The 18,083-nt window shown below is 73.0% G+C and carries 19 protein-coding genes and 1 tRNA gene; 8 read left to right on the top strand and 12 right to left on the bottom strand.

Annotated elements, in window-relative coordinates; translation table 11 throughout:
- Positions 1-77 precede the first annotated feature (77 nt).
- Entirely contained in the window at positions 78-854 is a 777-nt protein-coding gene (locus QUV83_RS05340) for a YaaA family protein (RefSeq protein WP_289563141.1), read from the top strand.
- A gap of 31 nt (positions 855-885) precedes the next feature.
- On the opposite strand, the gene QUV83_RS05335 is transcribed toward QUV83_RS05340, so the two are convergent.
- The 9 genes from QUV83_RS05335 to QUV83_RS05295 form a co-directional block, all read right to left on the bottom strand.
- Positions 886-2,100 (bottom strand): bifunctional RNase H/acid phosphatase, encoded by a 1,215-nt coding sequence (locus QUV83_RS05335; protein ID WP_289563140.1) that lies wholly within the window; start codon positions 2,098-2,100, stop codon positions 886-888.
- Positions 2,100-2,840 carry a zinc ribbon domain-containing protein gene (locus tag QUV83_RS05330; RefSeq protein ID WP_289563139.1) on the bottom strand — a complete coding sequence of 247 codons (741 nt, stop codon included), beginning with the start codon at positions 2,838-2,840 and terminating at the stop codon, positions 2,100-2,102. The genes QUV83_RS05335 and QUV83_RS05330 overlap by 1 nt, the downstream gene beginning before the upstream one ends.
- Positions 2,837-4,057, bottom strand: a complete 1,221-nt coding sequence (locus tag QUV83_RS05325; RefSeq protein ID WP_289563138.1) for a Nif3-like dinuclear metal center hexameric protein — start codon at positions 4,055-4,057, stop codon at positions 2,837-2,839. Before QUV83_RS05325 ends, QUV83_RS05330 begins: the two co-directional genes overlap by 4 nt.
- A 57-nt stretch (positions 4,058-4,114) precedes the next feature.
- On the bottom strand, positions 4,115-4,999 hold the full coding sequence (locus QUV83_RS05320; RefSeq protein WP_289563137.1) for an MOSC domain-containing protein: 885 nt from the start codon (positions 4,997-4,999) through the stop codon (positions 4,115-4,117).
- Between the two features lie 43 nt (positions 5,000-5,042).
- Positions 5,043-5,426 (bottom strand): hypothetical protein, encoded by a 384-nt coding sequence (locus tag QUV83_RS05315; RefSeq protein ID WP_289563135.1) that lies wholly within the window; start codon positions 5,424-5,426, stop codon positions 5,043-5,045.
- Positions 5,423-5,617, bottom strand: a complete 195-nt coding sequence (locus QUV83_RS05310) for a type II toxin-antitoxin system HicA family toxin (protein WP_289563133.1) — start codon at positions 5,615-5,617, stop codon at positions 5,423-5,425. Before QUV83_RS05310 ends, QUV83_RS05315 begins: the two co-directional genes overlap by 4 nt.
- Before the next feature lie 164 nt (positions 5,618-5,781).
- Positions 5,782-5,855 (bottom strand) — tRNA-Val (locus QUV83_RS05305).
- A 61-nt stretch (positions 5,856-5,916) separates the two neighbouring features.
- Positions 5,917-6,390, bottom strand: a complete 474-nt coding sequence (locus QUV83_RS05300; RefSeq protein ID WP_289563132.1) for a peroxiredoxin — start codon at positions 6,388-6,390, stop codon at positions 5,917-5,919.
- Positions 6,391-6,392: 2 nt separating this feature from the next.
- Entirely contained in the window at positions 6,393-6,815 is a 423-nt protein-coding gene (locus QUV83_RS05295; protein ID WP_289563131.1) for a DUF3052 domain-containing protein, read from the bottom strand.
- Positions 6,816-7,116: 301 nt separating this feature from the next.
- Here QUV83_RS05295 and aceE point away from each other — a divergent pair, with 301 nt between their 5' ends.
- Positions 7,117-9,861 carry a pyruvate dehydrogenase (acetyl-transferring), homodimeric type gene (aceE, locus tag QUV83_RS05290; protein ID WP_289563130.1) on the top strand — a complete coding sequence of 915 codons (2,745 nt, stop codon included), beginning with the start codon at positions 7,117-7,119 and terminating at the stop codon, positions 9,859-9,861.
- A gap of 103 nt (positions 9,862-9,964) precedes the next feature.
- Here aceE and QUV83_RS05285 read toward each other — a convergent pair whose 3' ends face one another.
- Positions 9,965-10,528: a hypothetical protein gene (locus tag QUV83_RS05285; RefSeq protein ID WP_289563128.1), complete on the bottom strand. Its 564-nt coding sequence runs from the start codon at positions 10,526-10,528 to the stop codon at positions 9,965-9,967.
- A gap of 242 nt (positions 10,529-10,770) precedes the next feature.
- Between QUV83_RS05285 and QUV83_RS05280 the strand changes: the two genes are divergently transcribed.
- The 5 genes from QUV83_RS05280 to QUV83_RS05260 all read left to right on the top strand — a co-directional run bounded on the left by QUV83_RS05280 (position 10,771) and on the right by QUV83_RS05260 (position 15,804).
- Positions 10,771-12,033: a PucR family transcriptional regulator gene (locus tag QUV83_RS05280; protein WP_289563127.1), complete on the top strand. Its 1,263-nt coding sequence runs from the start codon at positions 10,771-10,773 to the stop codon at positions 12,031-12,033.
- A gap of 107 nt (positions 12,034-12,140) precedes the next feature.
- Positions 12,141-13,121, top strand: a complete 981-nt coding sequence (locus QUV83_RS05275; RefSeq protein ID WP_289563126.1) for an ACP S-malonyltransferase — start codon at positions 12,141-12,143, stop codon at positions 13,119-13,121.
- On the top strand, positions 13,118-14,122 hold the full coding sequence (locus QUV83_RS05270) for a beta-ketoacyl-ACP synthase III (RefSeq protein ID WP_289563125.1): 1,005 nt from the start codon (positions 13,118-13,120) through the stop codon (positions 14,120-14,122). The genes QUV83_RS05275 and QUV83_RS05270 overlap by 4 nt, the downstream gene beginning before the upstream one ends.
- Positions 14,123-14,198: 76 nt before the next feature.
- Positions 14,199-14,447 carry an acyl carrier protein gene (locus QUV83_RS05265; RefSeq protein WP_289563124.1) on the top strand — a complete coding sequence of 83 codons (249 nt, stop codon included), beginning with the start codon at positions 14,199-14,201 and terminating at the stop codon, positions 14,445-14,447.
- A gap of 112 nt (positions 14,448-14,559) precedes the next feature.
- Entirely contained in the window at positions 14,560-15,804 is a 1,245-nt protein-coding gene (locus QUV83_RS05260; protein ID WP_289563123.1) for a beta-ketoacyl-[acyl-carrier-protein] synthase family protein, read from the top strand.
- A gap of 86 nt (positions 15,805-15,890) precedes the next feature.
- On the opposite strand, the gene QUV83_RS05255 is transcribed toward QUV83_RS05260, so the two are convergent.
- Together QUV83_RS05255 and def are read right to left on the bottom strand one after the other, a co-directional pair.
- The gene (locus tag QUV83_RS05255; protein WP_289563122.1) at positions 15,891-16,391 is read right to left on the bottom strand and encodes a DUF3145 domain-containing protein; all 501 of its coding nucleotides are present in this window, start codon (positions 16,389-16,391) and stop codon (positions 15,891-15,893) included.
- Between the two features lie 165 nt (positions 16,392-16,556).
- Positions 16,557-17,045 (bottom strand): peptide deformylase, encoded by a 489-nt coding sequence (gene def / locus QUV83_RS05250; protein ID WP_289563121.1) that lies wholly within the window; start codon positions 17,043-17,045, stop codon positions 16,557-16,559.
- A 197-nt stretch (positions 17,046-17,242) separates the two neighbouring features.
- Here def and QUV83_RS05245 point away from each other — a divergent pair, with 197 nt between their 5' ends.
- Positions 17,243-18,040: an AAA family ATPase gene (locus tag QUV83_RS05245; protein WP_289563120.1), complete on the top strand. Its 798-nt coding sequence runs from the start codon at positions 17,243-17,245 to the stop codon at positions 18,038-18,040.
- Positions 18,041-18,083: the final 43 nt, after the last annotated feature.

The raw sequence follows: 18,083 nt of genomic DNA, 5'->3' as shown, positions 1-18,083 counted from the left end.
CGCCAGCCTAGCCGTTGCCGGGCGCCGGGCACGCATCGCCGGGCGACCTCCATAATTCGGAGCCGTAGAGTCGGGGGGTGCTCGTCCTGCTCCCACCCTCCGAAGGCAAGACCGCGCCGGCCACCGGCTCCCCGCTCGACCTCGCGGCGCTGTCGTCCCCGGCCCTGAACCCATGGCGGGAGAAGGTGCTCGACGCGCTCGCCGAGGCCAGCGCCCGCCACGACGCCGTCGCCGTGCTGGGGGTCGGCGCCAGCCTGGCCGACGAGGTCGCGCGCAACGTCGGGCTGCGGTTCGCGCCCACCGCCCCCGCGGCCGGGGTCTACACCGGCGTGCTGTACTCCGCAGCCGGCCTCGCAGGCATGTCGGGCCCGGCGGCCGTGCGCGCCGCGCGGTCGGTGCGGGTCGTGTCCGCGCTGTGGGGGCTCGTCGCGCCCGACGACCACATCCCCGCCTACCGCCTCTCGATGGGCGTGGACCTGCCCGGCATCGGGCCGCTGGCACGTGCCTGGCGTGAGCCCCTGTCCGCGGAGCTCGACGCGCGCGGCGAGGCCGAGCTCGTGGTGGACTGCAGATCCGCCGCGTACCTGGCGGCATGGCGGCCCTCCCACGCCCCCCAGTGGGTGGCGGTGCGCGTGCTGCGCGAGCTCGACGGCAAGCGCTCCGTCGTCTCGCACCACGCCAAGCACACCCGGGGGGTCCTCACCCGGCACCTCCTGACGCGCGCGGCGCCCGAGCCGGTGGACGCGGAGCAGTTGGCCGCGGCGGCAGGCGAACTCGTCGGCTCCGAGCTGCACGACGTCGAGCTCGGCCCAGCCGGCCGCGGCGCGCGCACGCTGTCCCTCGTGGTGCGGTAGCAGCACGGCCCCTTGCCGCGGGAGGGCGCTGTCAGCGGCCGCGCGCCCAGCCCTCGCTCGGCGCCCCTGCCACGGCGACCTCGGTGCGCCCGTCCTCGAACAGCCGCACGATGCTGACGGAGGCCGGAGCCACCCGCAGCCTGCTCCAGGACGACGGCTGGGCGCCCATCGCGACGCCCACCGCGGCCCGGATGGACACCGCGTGGCTCACCACCACGACCGTGCGGTCGACCCCTCCTGCCAGCAGCTCGGCGAAGACCTGCTCGATGCGCCGCCCGACGTCCTCAATCGACTCGCCACCCGGGGGCCGCACGTCGGCGCGGGTGTGCCACGGCTCGAGCATCCCCGGCCAGCGATCCTCGATCTCGCGGGCCGTCAAGCCCTGCCACTCGCCGAAGTCGGCCTCCTTGACGAGTTCCATGACGCGCACCGGCAGTCCCAGCCGGTCGGCGACGACGGCGGCCGTCTCCTGCGTGCGGACCATCGGGGACGCGATGATCTCCGTCGGGTAGGGGATGTCGCCCCACAGGTCGCGGCCCACCCGCTCGATCAGCTCAGCGGCGGCGGCGGCCTGCTGACGGCCGTGCGGGCTGAGCGGCGGGCCCGGCTCGGAGGAGCCCGAGTAGCCGCCCGCTGCCGTCATCGATGTCTCGCCGTGCCGGAGGAACACGACGGTGACGGGCTCGGCGTCGTCGAACCGCGGCGCTGCGCCGGACGGCCGGCGCCCCCGGCCCGAGACAGGGGCGCCGGGCGCGCCCTCCTCGCCGCTGAGGGCAGCGCCGGCGCCGCGCGGGGCCAGGTCCCGGGCGATGGAGCGCGCCGTGTCCATGGCCTCGTTGGCGAGCGCGTCCGCCGCGGCGTTCTGGGCCCGCGGCACCCACGTGTACGTCACCCGGTCGGCGGGCAGCACCGCGCGGGCGAGGTCGGCGAGCCGGCGCATCTCGGTGTGCTTGATCTGCCACGCGCCGGACATCTGCTCCACGACCAAGCGCGAGTCGAGGCGGACCTCCACCTCGGCCTCGGGGTCGATCGCCGCCGCGGCGCGCAGCCCCGCGACGAGGCCGGAGTACTCGGCGACGTTGTTCGTGGTGTGCCCCAGGTGCTCGGCGCGCTCGGCCAGCACCTCGCCGGTGCGCGCGTCACGCACGAGCGCGCCGAAACCGGCAGGGCCAGGGTTCCCGCGCGATCCGCCGTCCGCCTCGACGATCAGCCTCCTGCGCTCCCCTGGCCCCCCGGCGGCGTTCATCAGTAAGCGTCCTCGCCCCGCACCAGGATCCGGCCCGAGTCCTCGCAGAAGACGATCTCCTCGGCCGGGAGCGCCTTGATCCGCGCCAGCTCGGTGCCGGGGACCTGCAGTCCGCTGCCCTCGGAGCGCCCGTGCCGCAGCCGTGCCACGGCAACGCCGCCGAGACGCCCGCGCAGCCGCTCGTACAGCGCGACCAGCTTGTCGTCGAGCGGCGCGATGGTCTCGGCGCGCTTCGCCGCGACCTGCTCCGCCTCCGCGTCGAGCTCGGCCAGGGCCTTGTCCCGCTCGGCCTCGAGCTCGCCGCGCTGCGCGATCAACTCGTCATGCGCCTGGGTGAGCCCCGCCAGGGCTCCCTCATGCGCCTCGAGCCGCTCCATGACCTCCAGCTCGACCTCCTCGAGGTCGGCCTGCCGCCGGCCCAGCGCGACGAGCTCATGCTGCAGCGCCTGGAGGTCCTTGGGGCTGCCGGTGCCCGAGTTGAGGCGGGCCTGGTCGCGGTCGGCCCGCGTGCGCACCTGCTCGACGTCCGTCTCGGCCTTCTTCAACTCGCGGCGCAGGTCGTTCGCAGCGGTGCGCGAGGTGACGAGGGCGGTGTCGAGGTCGGCGATCCTCCCGTCCAGCTCGGCGAGCGTCGCCAGCACGGGGAGCGTGCGGCGGCGGTGCGCGATCTGGTCCAGGCGGGTGTCGAGCTCCTGGACGTCGAGCAGCCGGCGCTGCTCCTCGGGGGGTGCTGTGGTCACGGTGCGGTTCCTTCCGACGGCGGGACGTGGTCCGGGCTCGAGACACGGTCGGTCCACGGGTCGGTGCGCAGCGTGCTGACCCTGGTCTCCACCGTAGTCCCGGTGATCTCGAGCGAGGTGCGGAGGTCGGCGGCGGCCTGGACGAGCCAGGGCCACTCCGACGCGTAGTGGGCGACGTCCACGAGGTACGGGGTTGCGGGACGCGCGGGGCCGGCCTCGAACTCGGCGCGCTCGCGCTGCTCGGAGGCCGGGTGGTGGCGCAGGTCGGCGGTGAGGTAGGCGTCGACGCCCGCGCCCCGCACCGCGTCGAACAGCGAGTCGCCCGATCCGCCGACGACGGCGACCCGCTCGACGAGCCCGTCGGGGTCGCCCGCGAAGCGCACGCCCTGCGGAGTCGGGGGCAGCGCCCGCGCGACACGCTCGGCGAATCCGCGCAGTGTGGTCGGCTCGGCGAGGCGGCCGACCCGGCCCGTGCCGGTGGGCCCGTCCCAGCGTGCCAGCTCCAACACGTCGAACGCCGGCTCCTCATAGGGGTGCGCCGCGCGCATCGCGGCGACGACGGCGCCACGCAGGCGTCGCGGGGCGACCATCTCGACGCGCGCCTCGACCACGGCACTCGCCTCGCCCGCGCGCCCAATCGCCGGATTCGCGGCGTCGGACGGCGTGAACGTCCCCTCGCCGGTGGTCTGCCAGGCGCAGCGCGCGTACTCGCCGATAGCGCCGGCGCCTGCCGCGGCCAGCGCGTCGACCAGCCGCCCGGCGTCGGCGACCGGGATGAAGACCACATGCTTGTCGAGCGGCTCAGCCGGGATCGCGACGAGCGGCGCGAGGTCGACGAGCCCGACGGCTCTCGCGAGCCCTTCGGCGACTCCCCCGGCGGCCGCGTCGGCGTTGGTGTGCGCGTTGTACAGCCCGACGCCCGAGCGGATCAGCTTGTGCAGCAGCGCGCCCTTGAACGTCGTCGCCGCCACCGAGTGCACGCCCTTGAGCAGCAACGGGTGGTGCACGAAGACCAGGTCCGCGCCCCAGGCGATCGCCTCGTCGACGACAGCGTCCACGGGATCGACGGCGAGCAGCACCTTGCGCACCGGCTGGGCCGGGTCCCCGGTGACGAGGCCGACGGAGTCCCACTGCTCGGCGGTGCCGGGCGGGTAGTGCCGCTCGAGCACCCGGACGACGTCGGCCAGGGTCGGATGCTGGTCGGGAATGGGGCTCACGGGATGAACGCTACCTGGCGTCCAGGCCGCCGAGCACGAGCCGTCGACCGGGCGCCGTCAGCCGGTGACGACCACCTCGTCGCCCACCGCCACGCGACCCGTGCCAACCGGCGCCACCCTGACGCCGAACCACACCTTGCCATCCCAGCGGCGATGCCGTGCCAGGGACCGCAACGGCTCCTTGCCCCGCGCCAGGGTCTGCGGGTCGACGGTGGTGAGCACGCAACGGTCGCAGTGCTCGGCGAACCGGTACTCGACCCCGCCGATGCGCAGTCGCCGCCACGAGTCCTCCGCGAACGGCTCGACGTCGTCACCCGCCACCACGAGGTTCGGGCGGAACCGCTCCATGACGAGCGGCGCCGGAGCCTCGCCGCGGGCACGGGCCTCCTCCGCCGCCCACACATCGAGCTGCCGCAGCGACGCGGCGGTGGTGACCAGCAGCGGCCCGTCGTCGGCGAGACTCAGGAGGTCGCCCGGCTCGCCGCCGTGCGCCTGCGACATCGGCCGACGGGCCGGGTCGTCGAGCCACACCAGGCGGACGGGCCGGCCGAGCACCTCCGACAGCCAGGCATGCGCGCGGCCATCGGCGGCGGCGGCCACCCCGACCCGCGACAGGGTCACGGCCGTGTCCGCGGGGCCAGCAGGCTCCGAGACGCTCAGTGGATCCTGCCCGGCGGCATGCAGCACGACGCCCCCCGCCGCGGGGGTGGCGGTGATCGCGAGCATCTCGGGGTGCTTGCGCGCCGTCAGCGTCGCCCCGCTCTCATCCACCACCATCCAGCGGCGGTCGCCGGCCAAGCCTTGCCGCTCGACGCCGGCGGACTCGACCGAGACACCGCGCAGGGACTTCACAGGGAACAGGTTCAACTCGCCGACGTGCACGAACGCCGACGCTAGCAGGGCGGGCGCCACCCACTCGTGCGACCTGGACGACCCCGCCACCCGTTTCCCCACCTCTGCGGGAGAGGGGACTCGCGCTGGCTACTCAGCCTCTGACGAGCTGGTGGGCGCGCTGGTGTGAGACTCCGAGGGCCGCTCCGACGTCGCGCAGAGGCACGTCGTGGGCGACGAGTGCGCGGGCGAGCTCGCGTGCGCGCTCAGAGGCGTCCCGCTCGAGGCGGGCCGCCTCAGCGCGCTCGTCGCGGATCAGATCGAGCGCTGCTTGGACGTCGATGTCGTCGACCGCCCCGACGGTGACCTCGATTTCCACCTGGTCGATCGGCACGTTGAGGGTCACCGCGACGAGTTCTCGGGCCATGCCCTTGACATCGCTTAGCCGACGGGCCTGCGTCATGCCGTCGATCGCCGGTACAGAGACCGTCCACCAGCGCCTTTCCCGAGTCGCGCGGGCGGTGTACGTGGTGCTCATCTCGCTGCCTCCATGGCCTTGAGGATCTTGCGGTAGACGCCAGGGCTGATGGTCCGATGCCCGTCTGGGACCGCCACTCCCACGCCACCGGGGTGCTGCCACCACGTGTGGGATCCGACCGTTCGGATCGGCTCGAACCCCGCGGCCCGCAACTCACGAGAGACCTTGCGGGTGGGCTGCTCCGCGATCACCGAATCAGTCTAGAGTCAGTAGACGAGAAGAGTCTAGGCTCGCTAGACGCTCGAGCGCCCCAGCCCCGGGAGCGACGAACGCCCGCGACGTCGAGGGCGGCTCGGGCGACCGGGACCCGTCCGATAGGGCTTGCTCGGGCTGCCTTGAACGGCAGGTTCACGGGTGGGCCCGGCCGGTTTCGAACCGGCGACCTCCGCGGTGTAAGCGCGGCGCTCTGACCAGCTGAGCTACAGGCCCCTCGACGGTCGCACAGCCTACCGGCCCGGTGGGGGCACGGCAGGGCTGTGCGCCGTCGTCCTCAGACTGTCAGACCGTCGAGCGCCGCCTGGTAGGCGGCCAGGTCACGGGCCTGTCCCGCGGGGTTCACGACACTCCAGCGCAGCACCCCGTCGGCGTCGATGAGGAAGCTGCCGCGCAGCGCCCGGCCCCGCTCGGCGTCGAACACGCCGTAGGCGCGGGCGACCTCCCCGTGGGGCCAGAAGTCGGAGAGCAGGTCGAACGTGTAGCCCTCCTGCTCGGCCCATGCCCGCTGGGAGAACGTCGGGTCGCAGGAGACCGCGAAGAGCCGGACGCCCGCCTGCTCGAAGGCGGCGATGTTGTCACGCAGCTCGCACAGCTCGCCGGTGCAGATGCCCGAGAACGCGAACGGCACGAACACGAGGACAACCGGGGCTCCCCGCAGCGTGGAGAGCGTCACCGGCGTCCCGTGGGTGTCGGTGAGGGTGAAGTCTGGCGCCGGGGCGCCGATGAGAGGCGCCGGCTGCTCGGTCACCGTCAACGACCGCGCCCGCGGTAGCCCAGGCGGGTGGCCGACCAGTCGTCGGCGATGGAGAAGGTGCTCGTGACGTGCAGGCCGGCTGTGGTGCCAGCCTCCTCGAGCTCGCCGTGGTCGACATGACCCGTGCGGCCCTTCTTCGGCGTGAAGACCCAGATGGTCCCGCCGTCGTCGAGCACGGTCTGCGCGTCGACCAGCATGTCGGTGAGGTCACCGTCGCCGTCCCGCCACCAGATGATGACGCCGTCAGTGACGTCGTCGTAGTCCTCGTCGACGAGTTCGGCCCCGGTGGCCTCCTCGATCGCGCCCCGCAGGCCGCCGTCGACGTCATCGTCATATCCGAACTCCTGGATCACCTGACCCGAGGTGAATCCGAGACGACCCGCCGCCTGTGCAGCCGCGTTGTCCGCGGTGGATGCCACGTCCTGACCCGTTCCCTTCCGTCACGACCGCCCGGGAGGGCGACCTGCTGATGCTCGCAAACCGTAGCCCACCGCACCGGACGATGCTCTGGCAAGGGCTGGTCGTGTCGTTCCCACGTCCGCTGTCGCGGACGTCACGTCCCATTTTCGGTGTCCGGTGTGACTTTGTGGGCTGCGAGGTCGGAGAATGGCCACGACTACCCGAACCTGTCGAGCCGCAGCAGCGTGCCACGACGGCGCCGGGCCAAGAGAGCGCGCTGAGGCCGATGGCCTCGCCGCGGACGAGAGGCGAGGAGCACAGGTGGCTTCGACCGAGGACACAGGTCCGCTCATCAACGGCTTGCTGAGCCAGGTACCGGACATCGACCCTGAGGAGACCGGCGAGTGGGTGGACTCACTCGACGGCCTGATCGACGACAAGGGCGGGCCTCGCGCGCGCTACGTGCTGCTCAACCTGCTGAAGCGGGCACGCGAGCGCAACGTGGCGATCCCGACGTCGCTGAACACGCCGTACGTGAACACCATCGGTGTCCACGAGGAGCCCTACTTCCCGGGTGACGAGGTCCTGGAGCGGCGTTACCGCTCGTGGATCCGCTGGAACGCGGCCGTCATGGTCACGCGCGCGCAGCGTCCCGGGATCGGGGTCGGCGGGCACATCTCGTCGTACGCCTCCGTGGCGACGCTGTACGAGGTGGGTCTCAACCACTTCTTCCGTGGCAAGGACCACCCGGGCGGCGGCGACCAGGTCTACTTCCAGGGCCACGCCTCCCCCGGCGTGTACGCCCGCGGGTTCCTCGAGGGCCGGCTCACGGCCGAGCAGCTCGACGGCTTCCGCCAGGAGCTCTCGCACCCGGGCGGCGGCCTGCCGTCGTACCCGCACCCGCGCCTGGCCCCGGAGCTGTGGGAGTTCCCCACGGTGTCGATGGGCCTGGGCCCGGCGTCCGCGATCTACCAGGCGTGGACCAACCGCTACCTGCACGAGCGCGGCATCAAGGACACCAGCCAGCAGAACGTCTGGGCGTTCCTGGGCGACGGCGAGATGGACGAGCCCGAGAGCCGCGGCATGCTGCAGCTCGCGGCGCAGCAGGGCCTCGACAACCTGACGTTCGTCGTCAACTGCAACCTGCAGCGCCTGGACGGCCCGGTCCGCGGCAACGGCAAGATCATCCAGGAGCTCGAGGCGCAGTTCCGCGGCGCCGGCTGGAACGTCATCAAGGTGATCTGGGGCCGCGAGTGGGACGTCCTGCTCAACGCCGACAAGGACCGCGCGCTGGTCAACCTCATGAACGTCACGCCTGACGGCGACTACCAGACGTTCAAGGCGAACGACGGCGCCTTCGTCCGCGAGCACTTCTTCGGGCGCGACCCGCGCACCAAGGCGCTCGTGGAGAAGATGACCGACGACGAGATCTGGGCGCTGAAGCGCGGTGGCCACGACTACCGCAAGCTGTACGCGGCCTACGCGGCGGCGACGGCCCACACCGGCCAGCCGACGGTCATCCTCGCCCACACCATCAAGGGCTACGGCCTGGGCTCGGGCTTCGCGGGGCGCAACGCCACGCACCAGATGAAGAAGCTCAAGTCGGACGACCTGAAGACGCTGCGCGACTCGCTGCACATCCCGATCACGGATGAGCAGATCGACGAGAACCCGTACGTCCCGCCGTACTACCACCCCGGCGAGGACGACCCGGCGATCCAGTACATGCTGGAGCGGCGCCGGGCGCTGGGCGGGTTCGTCCCCGAGCGGCGCTCCAAGCACACGCAGGTCAAGCTCCCGGACGACAAGACCTACGACCTGCTCAAGAAGGGCTCCGGCACGCAGGAGGTCGCCACGACGATGGCGCTCGTGCGCCTGTTCAAGGACCTGGTGCGGGACAAGGAGTTCGGCCACCGGATCGTCCCGATCATCCCGGACGAGGCCCGCACGTTCGGCCTGGACGCGATCTTCCCCTCGGCGAAGATCTTCAACACCAACGGCCAGCACTACCTCGCGGTGGACCGTGACCTGATGCTCTCCTACAAGGAGTCCGAGAGCGGCCAGATCATGCATACCGGCATCAACGAGGCAGGCTCGGCGGCCGCGTTCCAGGCCGTCGGCACGTCGTACGCGACGCATGGCGAGCCGCTGATCCCGTTCTACTTCTACTACTCGATGTTCGGGTTCCAGCGCACCGGCGACCAGTTCTGGGCCGCCGGCGACCAGATGACGCGCGGGTTCCTCATCGGCGCCACCGCAGGCCGCACCACGCTCACGGGCGAGGGCCTGCAGCACGCCGACGGGCACTCGCCGCTGCTCGCGGGCACCCAGCCGCACGTCGTGCACTACGACCCGGCGTACGGGTACGAGATCCGGCACATCGTGCGCGACGGCATCCAGCGGATGTACGGCCAGGACGACCCGCGCGACCCGGACGTCATGTACTACCTCACGGTGTACAACGAGCCGATGATCCAGCCGGCCGAGCCGGAGGACGTCGACGTCGAGGGCATCCTGCGGGGCATCCACCAGATCGCCCCGGCCGAGGGCGACGGGCCGCGCGCCCAGATCCTCGCCTCCGGCGTGGCGGTGCCGTGGGCGCTCGAGGCCCGTCAGCTCCTCGCGGAGGACTGGGGCGTGCGCGCCGCGGTGTGGTCCGTGACGAGCTGGAACGAGTTGCGCCGTGACGGCCTGGCGGCGGACGCGCACGCGTTCCTGCAGCCTGGCGAGGAGCCGCGTGAGGCGTACCTGACGCAGAAGCTGCGCGGGGCCGAGGGCCCGTTCGTCGCCACGACGGACTACGACCACCTCGTCGCCGACCAGGTGCGCGCGTGGATCCCGGGCACGTACGCCACGCTCGGCGCGGACGGCTTCGGCTTCTCCGACACGCGCGCGGCTGCCCGCCGGCACTTCAAGATCGACGGTCCCTCGACCGCGGTCCGGGTGCTGCAGCAGCTCGCGCGGACGGGTGAGGTCCCGGCCGACGCCCCCGCGCGGGCGATCGAGCGGTACCGCCTGCACGATGTCACCGCTGGCACGTCCGGCAACGTGGGTGGCGACTCCTGAGTCGCTGACCTGGCACGGGACAGGCCCCGGATCGCAGTGGCGATCCGGGGCCTGTCCCGTTGTCCGTTGTCCGGGTAGTGCTGCCGCGGCGGGGTGGCGCGCCTCAGGCGTCGGGCGAGTGCTGCTCCGCGTGCGAGATGGCGTCGCCGAGCTCGAGCCGCAGGGCGGCCGCGGCGTCGGGGTCGGGGTACATGTCGAGCGAGGCGAGGTGCTGCTTGGCCTCGAGCGGGCGGCCCGCCTCGAGCGAGGCCAGGACGAGCTGGCGGCCGACCTCCAGGTCGTGCTCGCGCGGGCGCCAGTGCCCGACGCCGAGCCAGAGCGCGTCCACGGGCTTGTCCGCCTCGCGCAGCACCTTGAGCCCCTCGGCCAGCGCGCGCCCGGTGGGCTCCCGCTCGGCGGCCGTGGTCAGCCGGCGCAGGGTGCCCTCGTGGTCGTCGCGCACCGACAGGCGCGCCACCTCGATCAGCGGGTACCAGGCCCGGGGGTTCCCAGCGAGCTCCTCGCCGAGGGACCAGACCGCCAGGTCGGCGGCGCGTTGGCGTTCCCCGTCGGGCAGCGCCCGCGTGAGCGGGTCGTGCTCGGAGCCCTCGGGCTCGGCGGCGCGGCGTCGGACGATCTCCGCCAGCGCGCGGAAGGCCCGCTCGTTGTTCGGGTCGTCGCTGAGCACAGACCGCAGAGCGTCCTCGTGCAAGGTGTCCCCCCGGCGCGCAGTCTTAGTCGGACGCCGCGCGCCGACCCGCGACGCCGACGAGGGGCGACGCATGAGCTGACGGAGTCGCGGCAGGAGAGCCATGACGCGACCTTAGTCGCTCACCCCCGCCTCGCGCTCCCCCACGCGCCGGGTTGTCGCAGGTTCGCGCCCCGCACACTTTTGTCGACTTCCCACAACTCGGCCCTTATGCTCGGCCCATGGTCTCGCAGCGCCGCCACCCCGCCCCCTCTGCCGGAGCGCAGACGCCCGCGATCGACCACGACGCCGACGCGGCGGTGGGCCCCGTCAGCTCCCGCCCGGCGACCGCGCAGCGCGCGGGCATCGAGACACTCCGTCGTGTGCGCGACGGGAACGCCCTGCTCACGACTGCCGCGATGCGCCGGCTCGACGAGGACCTCGACTGGTACCGCGCGCTGCCGGCGGAGGACCGCTCCTCGGTCGGCCTCGTGGCGCAGGCTGGCATCAACGCCTTCGTCGACTGGTTCAGCGACCCGTCGACCCCGCCGCACGCCGTCGGGGAGATCTTCGCCGCGGCGCCGCCCGAGCTCACCCGGTCCATCTCGTTGCAGCACACCCTCCAACTCGTCCGGGTGCTCGTCGACGTGGTCGAGCAGCACAGCGACCAGCTCGCGGCGCCGGGCGCCGAGCGAGACCTGCGGGAGGCCGTCCTGCGGTACTCCCGGGAGGTGGCGTTCTCCGCCGCCGAGGTCTACGCCCGCGCGGCGGAGAGCCGCGGCGCCTGGGACGCGCGCCTCGAGGCGCTCGTCGTGGACGCGCTCGTGCGCGGCGACGTGGACGACTCGTTGCGCTCCCGGGTGGCGGCGCTCGGCTGGGTGGGGCGGGGCCAGACGCTCGTGATGGTGGGCACCACGACGTCTCCGCTGGACGATGTCCGCACCGCCGACCTCCGCCGTGCCACGCGCCGCGCCGCCGAGGACGCCCTGGTGGGGATACAGGGAGACCGGCTGGTCGTCTTCCTGGGCGGCGAGGGGGACCTCGCGGCGGCGGCGGTCTCGCTGCTGCCCAAGTTCGGGCCCGGGCCCGTGGTGATCGGCCCGACGGTGCAGCATGTCGTCGACTCGGCCCGCTCGGCGCGTGCCGCGTTCTCCGGGCTGATCGCGGCCCCGGCCTGGGAGCAGGCGCCGCGCCCAGTGCAGGCCGACGACCTGCTGCCCGAGCGGGTGCTCATCGGCGACGCCACCGCGCGCCGCATGCTGGTGGCCCAGGCGTACGTCCCGCTCGCAGCGAGCACCGGGTCCCTGCTGGAGACGCTCTCGGCATACCTCGGCGCCGGCCGCTCGCTCGAGGCCGCCGCGCGCACCCTGTACGTGCACCCCAACACGGTCCGCTACCGCCTGCGCCGGGTCGCCGACGTCACCGGTTGGGACCCGCTCGACCCGCGCGAGTCCTATGTGCTGCAGACGGCGCTTGCGCTGGGACGACTCGGCTCTGACGGGTGAGGAACTGGGGGCACTGGGGCCTTTGTAGGGTCGACACAACCGCCTGACCCAAGGTTGGTGCGCGTCGTGGGGACCGCCCGAAGGTCCCTGGACGGCATAGTCGACGTGTGCTTGCCATCGTGTGCCCAGGTCAGGGCTCCCAGTCCCCCGGAATGCTCGCCCCGTGGCTCGATCTCGAGGGCGTTGCCGGGCGTGTCGCCGCGTTCTCCGAGGCCGCAGGGCTGGACCTGAGGGCGCACGGCGTCGACTCCGACGCGGAGACGATCCGGGACACCGCCGTCGCGCAGCCGCTGATCGTGGCGATGTCGCTGATCTCGCTGCACGCCGTCCTCGACGGCCAGGACGCCGCCGCCGTCGCGGGCGTCACCGCAGGCCACTCCGTCGGCGAGCTCACCGCGGCGGCCGTCGCGGGCGTGCTCTCCGACGAGGACGCGGTGAGCCTCGTCACCGTGCGCGCCTCGCTGATGGCCCAGGCCGCGGCCGCCGAGCCCACCGGCATGAGCGCCGTCGTCGGCGGCGACCCGGAGCAGGTCCTCGCGGCGATCGCCGAGGCGGGGCTGTGGCCCGCGAACGTCAACGGAGGCGGCCAGGTCGTCGCCGCCGGCGCGCTGGAGGGCCTCGCGTCGCTCGCCCAGAACCCGCCGGCCCGGGCGCGGGTCATCCCGCTCCAGGTCGCGGGGGCGTTCCACACCCCGTTCATGCAGCCCGCGCTCGACGGCTTCGCCCCGGTGGCCGCCAGCCGCGCCGCCCAGGACCCCCGCCTGGTGCTGCTCTCCGACGCCGACGGCGCCGCCTACGGCGACCTGCCGGGCGAGCACGGCCCGCTGGGCTCCGCCTCCGACGTGCTGCACCGCATCGCGCAGCAGATCGTCGCGCCCGTGCGCTGGGACCTGTGCCAAGAGACGATGCAGCGGCTCGGCGTCACGGGCCTGCTCGAGCTCGCCCCCGGCGGGGTCCTCACGGGCCTGGCCCGGCGTACGCTGCCCGGGGTGGAGACGGTGGCGCTCAAGTCTCCGACCGACATCGAGGCCGCCCGCGACCTCATCGCCCGCCACGCTGCCCCGATCAGCCAGGAGGCCTCCTCGTGACCCGTCCCACCCTCACGCAGTCCACCGGACCGGCGCACTCCCGCATCCTCGGGCTGGGCGTCATGCGCGGCGAGCGCGTCGTGACCAATGACGACTTGGCCGGCCCGATCGACTCCTCCGACGAGTGGATCCGCCAGCGCACCGGCATCGTCACGCGGCGCCGCGCCGCCGAGGGCACCGGCGTGCTCGACCTCGCCGAGGAGGCCGCCAACGCGGCGATCAAGGACGCCGGGCTCACCGGCGCCGACATCGACGCGGTGCTGGTCTCCACCGTCACCTACTTCCACCAGACGCCGTCCGCCGCCGCGGTCCTCGCCGACCGGGTGGGCGCCACGCCCGCCGCGGCCTACGACATCTCGGCGGCCTGCGCGGGCTACTGCTACGGCATCGGGCAGGCCGACGCGCTGGTCCGCTCCGGCGCAGCGCGCAACGTGCTGGTGATCGGCGCCGAGAAGATGAGCGACTTCGTCGACCCGACGGACCGCAGCATCTCCTTCCTGCTCGGCGACGGCGCGGGCGCCGTGGTCATCGGCGCCTCGGACTTCCCCGGCATCGGGCCCACGGTGTGGGGATCGGACGGCTCGCAGTCCCAGGCGATCCGCCAGACGCACTCCTGGCTCGACACCCGGGACAATGGCGCTGGCTGGCCCACCCTGCGCCAGGAGGGCCAGAGCGTCTTCAAGTGGGCGGTGTGGCAGATGGCCCCCGTCGCGCAGCGCGCCCTGGACGCCGCGGGAGTCACCGCCGACCAGATCGACGCGTTCATCCCCCACCAGGCGAACATGCGGATCATCGACCAGATGATCAAGCAGCTCAAGCTGCCCGAGTCGGTCGCGGTCGCCCGCGACATCGCCGACACCGGCAACACATCGGCCGCCTCCATCCCGCTCGCGACCGAGCGGCTGCTGCGCGAGGGCGAGGTGTCGAGCGGCGCGCTGGCCCTGCAGATCGGCTTCGGCGCCGGCCTCGTCTACGCCGCCCAGGTCGTCGTCCTGCCCTGACCGCCCCGGCGGCGTTCGCCGCCCGGTAGCGTTCAGCCCCGTTCACCCCCGCATCACCCAACCAAGGAGAACACCGATGGCGCACAGCGAGCAGGAGATCCTGGCCGGACTGGCCGAGATCGTCAGCGAGGAGACCGGCCTTCCCACCGACTCCGTCCTGCCCGAGAAGTCCTTCACCGACGACCTCGACATCGACTCGCTGTCGATGATGACGATCGTGACCCTCGCCGAGGAGAAGTTCGACGTGCGGATCCCCGACGACGAGGTCAAGAACCTCGCGACCGTCGGCGACGCCGTGAACTTCATCGCCAAGGCGCAGGCCTGATCCTCGCCAGCCCCACATGCTCGACCGCGTCCAGGCCTGGCCGTCGCGGCGCCGTCCACCGGCGCCTTGACGGCCGGGTCCTGGCCGCACACCCATCGAACTGGAGCAGCCAATGACCCCCGTCACCGACGTCGTCGTCACCGGCCTGGGCGCCACCACGCCGCTGGGCGGGGATGTGGCCAGCACCTGGCGCGCTGCCCTCGCCGGTGAGTCCGGCGCCCGGCCCTTCGAGAACGACTGGGTCGAGACGTATGACCTCCCTGTGACCTTCGCGGCGCAGATCAAGGTCCACCCCTCCGAGGTGCTCCCGCGCCAGGAGATCAAGCGCATGGACCCCTCCGCGCAGTACGCGATCATCGCGACGCGCGAGGCCTGGGGCGACGCCGGCAAGCCCGAGGTCGACCCCGACCGGCTCGGCGCCGTGGTGTCCTCGGGTATCGGCGGCATCTGGACCACGCTCGACGGCTGGGACACGCTGCGGGAGAAGGGCGCCCGGCGCGTCCTGCCGATGACGGTGCCCATGCTCATGCCCAACTCCCCCGCCGCTTATGTCGAACTGGAGCTCGGCGCCCGCGCGGGCGCCCATGCCCTGGTCTCCGCGTGCGCCTCAGGCGCCGAGGCGATCGGCTACGCGGTCGAGATGATCCGCTCCGGCCGGGCCGACGTGGTGGTGGCTGGCGGAACCGAGGCCGCGATCCACCCGTTGCCGATCGCCGCGTTCGCCGCGTCGCGCACCGTCTCGTTGCGCAACGACGATCCTGCTGGGGCCTCGCGCCCCTACGACGTGAGCCGCGACGGCTTCGTGCTGGGCGAGGGCGCCGCCGTGGTGGTCCTCGAGAGCGCCGAGCACGCGGCGGCCCGTGGCGCCCGCGTGTACGCCCGCATCTCCGGGGTCGGGCTGAGCAGCGACGGGTATCACATCACCTCGCCGGAGCCGAGTGGCCGCGGTCAGATCGCGGCGATGCGGCAGGCGCTGGCCGACGCGCAGGTCGCGACCTCCGACGTGGTGCATGTGAACGCCCACGCCACCTCGACGGTGGTCGGCGACCTCATCGAGGCGCGCGGCGTCCGTGACGTGTTGGGCGCGGACGCGGACCAGGTCGCGCTCTCGGCCACCAAGTCGATGACGGGGCACCTGCTCGGCGGGGCGGGGGCGCTGGAGACGATCTTCACCGTGTTGGCGCTCGCGGAGCGCACCGCTCCCCCGACGATCAACGTCACGGACCCCGACCCGGAGCTCGTGCTGGACCTCGTGCGGGACAAGCCGCGCGACCTGCGCTCCGGCCAGGTGGCGGCGATCAACAACTCGTTCGGCTTCGGCGGCCACAACGTGGCACTGGTCGTGACGAGCGCCTGAGGGCGCCCATTCGACGCCGCTCAGCAGAACGGCCCCGACGCGATGAGCGTCGGGGCCGTTGTGCTGTCTGATCCGTCGAGGCGCCGTCAGCCGACGCGGTGCAGCCAGCGCACGGGGGCTCCGGCTCCGGCGTAGCGGAAGGGCTCGAGCTCGTCGTCCCACGCCTGGCCCAGTGCGAGGTCCAGCTCGGCCCGCAGCCGGGCCGGGTCGGCAGCGTGGGTGAGCGCCGCGCGGATGCGGTCCTCGGGGACCACGACGTTGCCGTGCACGTCGGTGGCCGCGTGGAAGATCCCGAGCTCGGGCGTGTGGCTCCACCGGGCGCCGTCGGAGCCGTGGCTGGCCTCCTCCGTCACCTCGTACCGCAGGTGGGTCCAGCCGCGCAGCGCCGAGGCGAGGCGCGCGCCCGTCCCCTGCGTGCCCTGCCACGAGTGCTCAGCGCGGTACATGCCGCGCGCTGCGGGCTGCGGCGTCCAGTCCAGGGACACACGGGTCCCCAGAAGATTCCCTGCTGCCCACTCCAAGTGCGGGCACAGCGCACGCGGCGCTGAGTGCACGAAAAGTACACCGCGGGTGATCGCACCTGCCATGTCGCCCTCCTGACGGATCGAGGTTCGTCTTCCCCAACGACCTCAGCCCGTTCCCGGGAGTTGCGGCACAGTCTCGCGGCGTGCTGGGGACAGCATGCCCGACGGCTGGGACGTGGCGCCAGCCGTCGGGCGAATCGCCCCGATTTCTCGGATGGAACCGCTGGGTCAGGCGAGCTGCTCCCGGATGGCGCGCATGGCCTTCTTGCGGACGGCGCGGTCGAGGCGGTCCAGGTAGAGCATCCCGTCGAGGTGGTCGACCTCATGCTGCAGGCACCGGGCCATGAGCTCGGTGCCCTCGACGACGACCTCGTTGCCGTCCAGGTCGACGCCGACCACGCGGGCGTACCACGCGCGGCGCGTCGGGTACCAGAGGCCCGGCACGGAGAGGCAGCCCTCGTCGCCGTCCTGGTAGTCGTCGGACAGCTCCACGATCGTCGGGTTCAGCACGTAGCCGACCTCGTCGTCGATGTTCCAGGAGAACGCCCGGAGGTTCACGCCGATCTGGTTGGCGGCGAGGCCGGCCCGGCCTTCGTAGTCGACGGTCTCGACAAGGTCCACGACGAGCGAGCGGACGCGCTCGTCGACAGTGGTGATCGGGTCGCAGGGGGTGCGCAGGACCGGGTCGCCGACCGTGCGGATCTCTCTCATCGCCATGGCGGGATTGTTTCATGCGCGCGGGGCATGCGTTTCGAGGTCCAGGCGCGGCGAGGACGCGGCGCCGATCCGGCCCGTGGGAGACCCCTCGTCGTGTGACGGACGGAACTCTGCGTCGGCCCCTTCTCGGTTGCGGCGGGCCGCGCGCCCGACTTACTTTGTACTGACCGGTCAGTTCAAACTGCGAAGGGCACACCGTGCAGCACGCCATCCAGAGCCGCCACGACGGCGCCGCCGCTCTCCCCACCGAGCAGCTGGATCCCGACACCGGCTCCCCCGCCACATCACGGCAGCCCACCGGACTCGCCGTCCGGGCCCGCGGCCTCGCCCTGCACGGCGCCCGCGGCCTCGTCTACGGCCCCCTCGACCTCGAGATCCCCCGAGGGGCCCTCCTCGTGGTCCAGGCGCCCCAGGGCGGCGGCCGCTCGAGCCTGCTGCTCACCCTCGCTGGCCGCATGGTCCCCGACAAGGCGAGCTCGCTGACGGTGCTCGGCGAGCCGCTGCCACGCCGCCGCACCGCGGTGCAGCGCCGCGCGGCGATCGCCGGGTTCCACGGGATCGACGAGCTCGACGAGTCCGTGACAGTCGGCGAGACCGTCCGCGAGCGGCTCGCCTGGCTCTCCCCCTGGTACCGGCGCACCCCACGCGTGGACCAGCGTGGGCTAGCGCGGCTCGCCCGGCCCGTGTTCGGCGAGCGGCCGCTGCCGCGCGTCGACAGCCTGGTGTGGGACCTCGACGAGGTCGACGTGATGCTCCTGCGGGTCACGCTCGCGATGGCGCAGCAGCCCGAGCTCCTCGTGGTCGACGACGTCGACCAGGTGCACGACTCGGTCCGCCGCCAGTTCGTGTGGACCCGGCTCGAGGCGCTCGCCCAGGGCGGCGTCACGGTGATCGCGTCGGTCGCGTCACTCGACGAAGTCGCCCGCATGCGGTGGGACCGCCGCCCCGAGCAGCTCACCCTCGCGACCGGGCCGCGCGCCCTGCACGCCGACTGACACCTCCCCGCCGCGCGCCTCGCGCAGCCCCCCGCCTCGAAGG

This window comes from Cellulomonas cellasea (assembly GCF_030372105.1).
In the GTDB taxonomy this organism is placed as follows: Bacteria; Actinomycetota; Actinomycetes; order Actinomycetales; family Cellulomonadaceae; genus Cellulomonas_A; species Cellulomonas_A cellasea_A.
The sequence above is the reverse complement of the archived record's forward strand: the minus strand, read 5'-3'. Positions and strand labels throughout refer to the sequence as shown.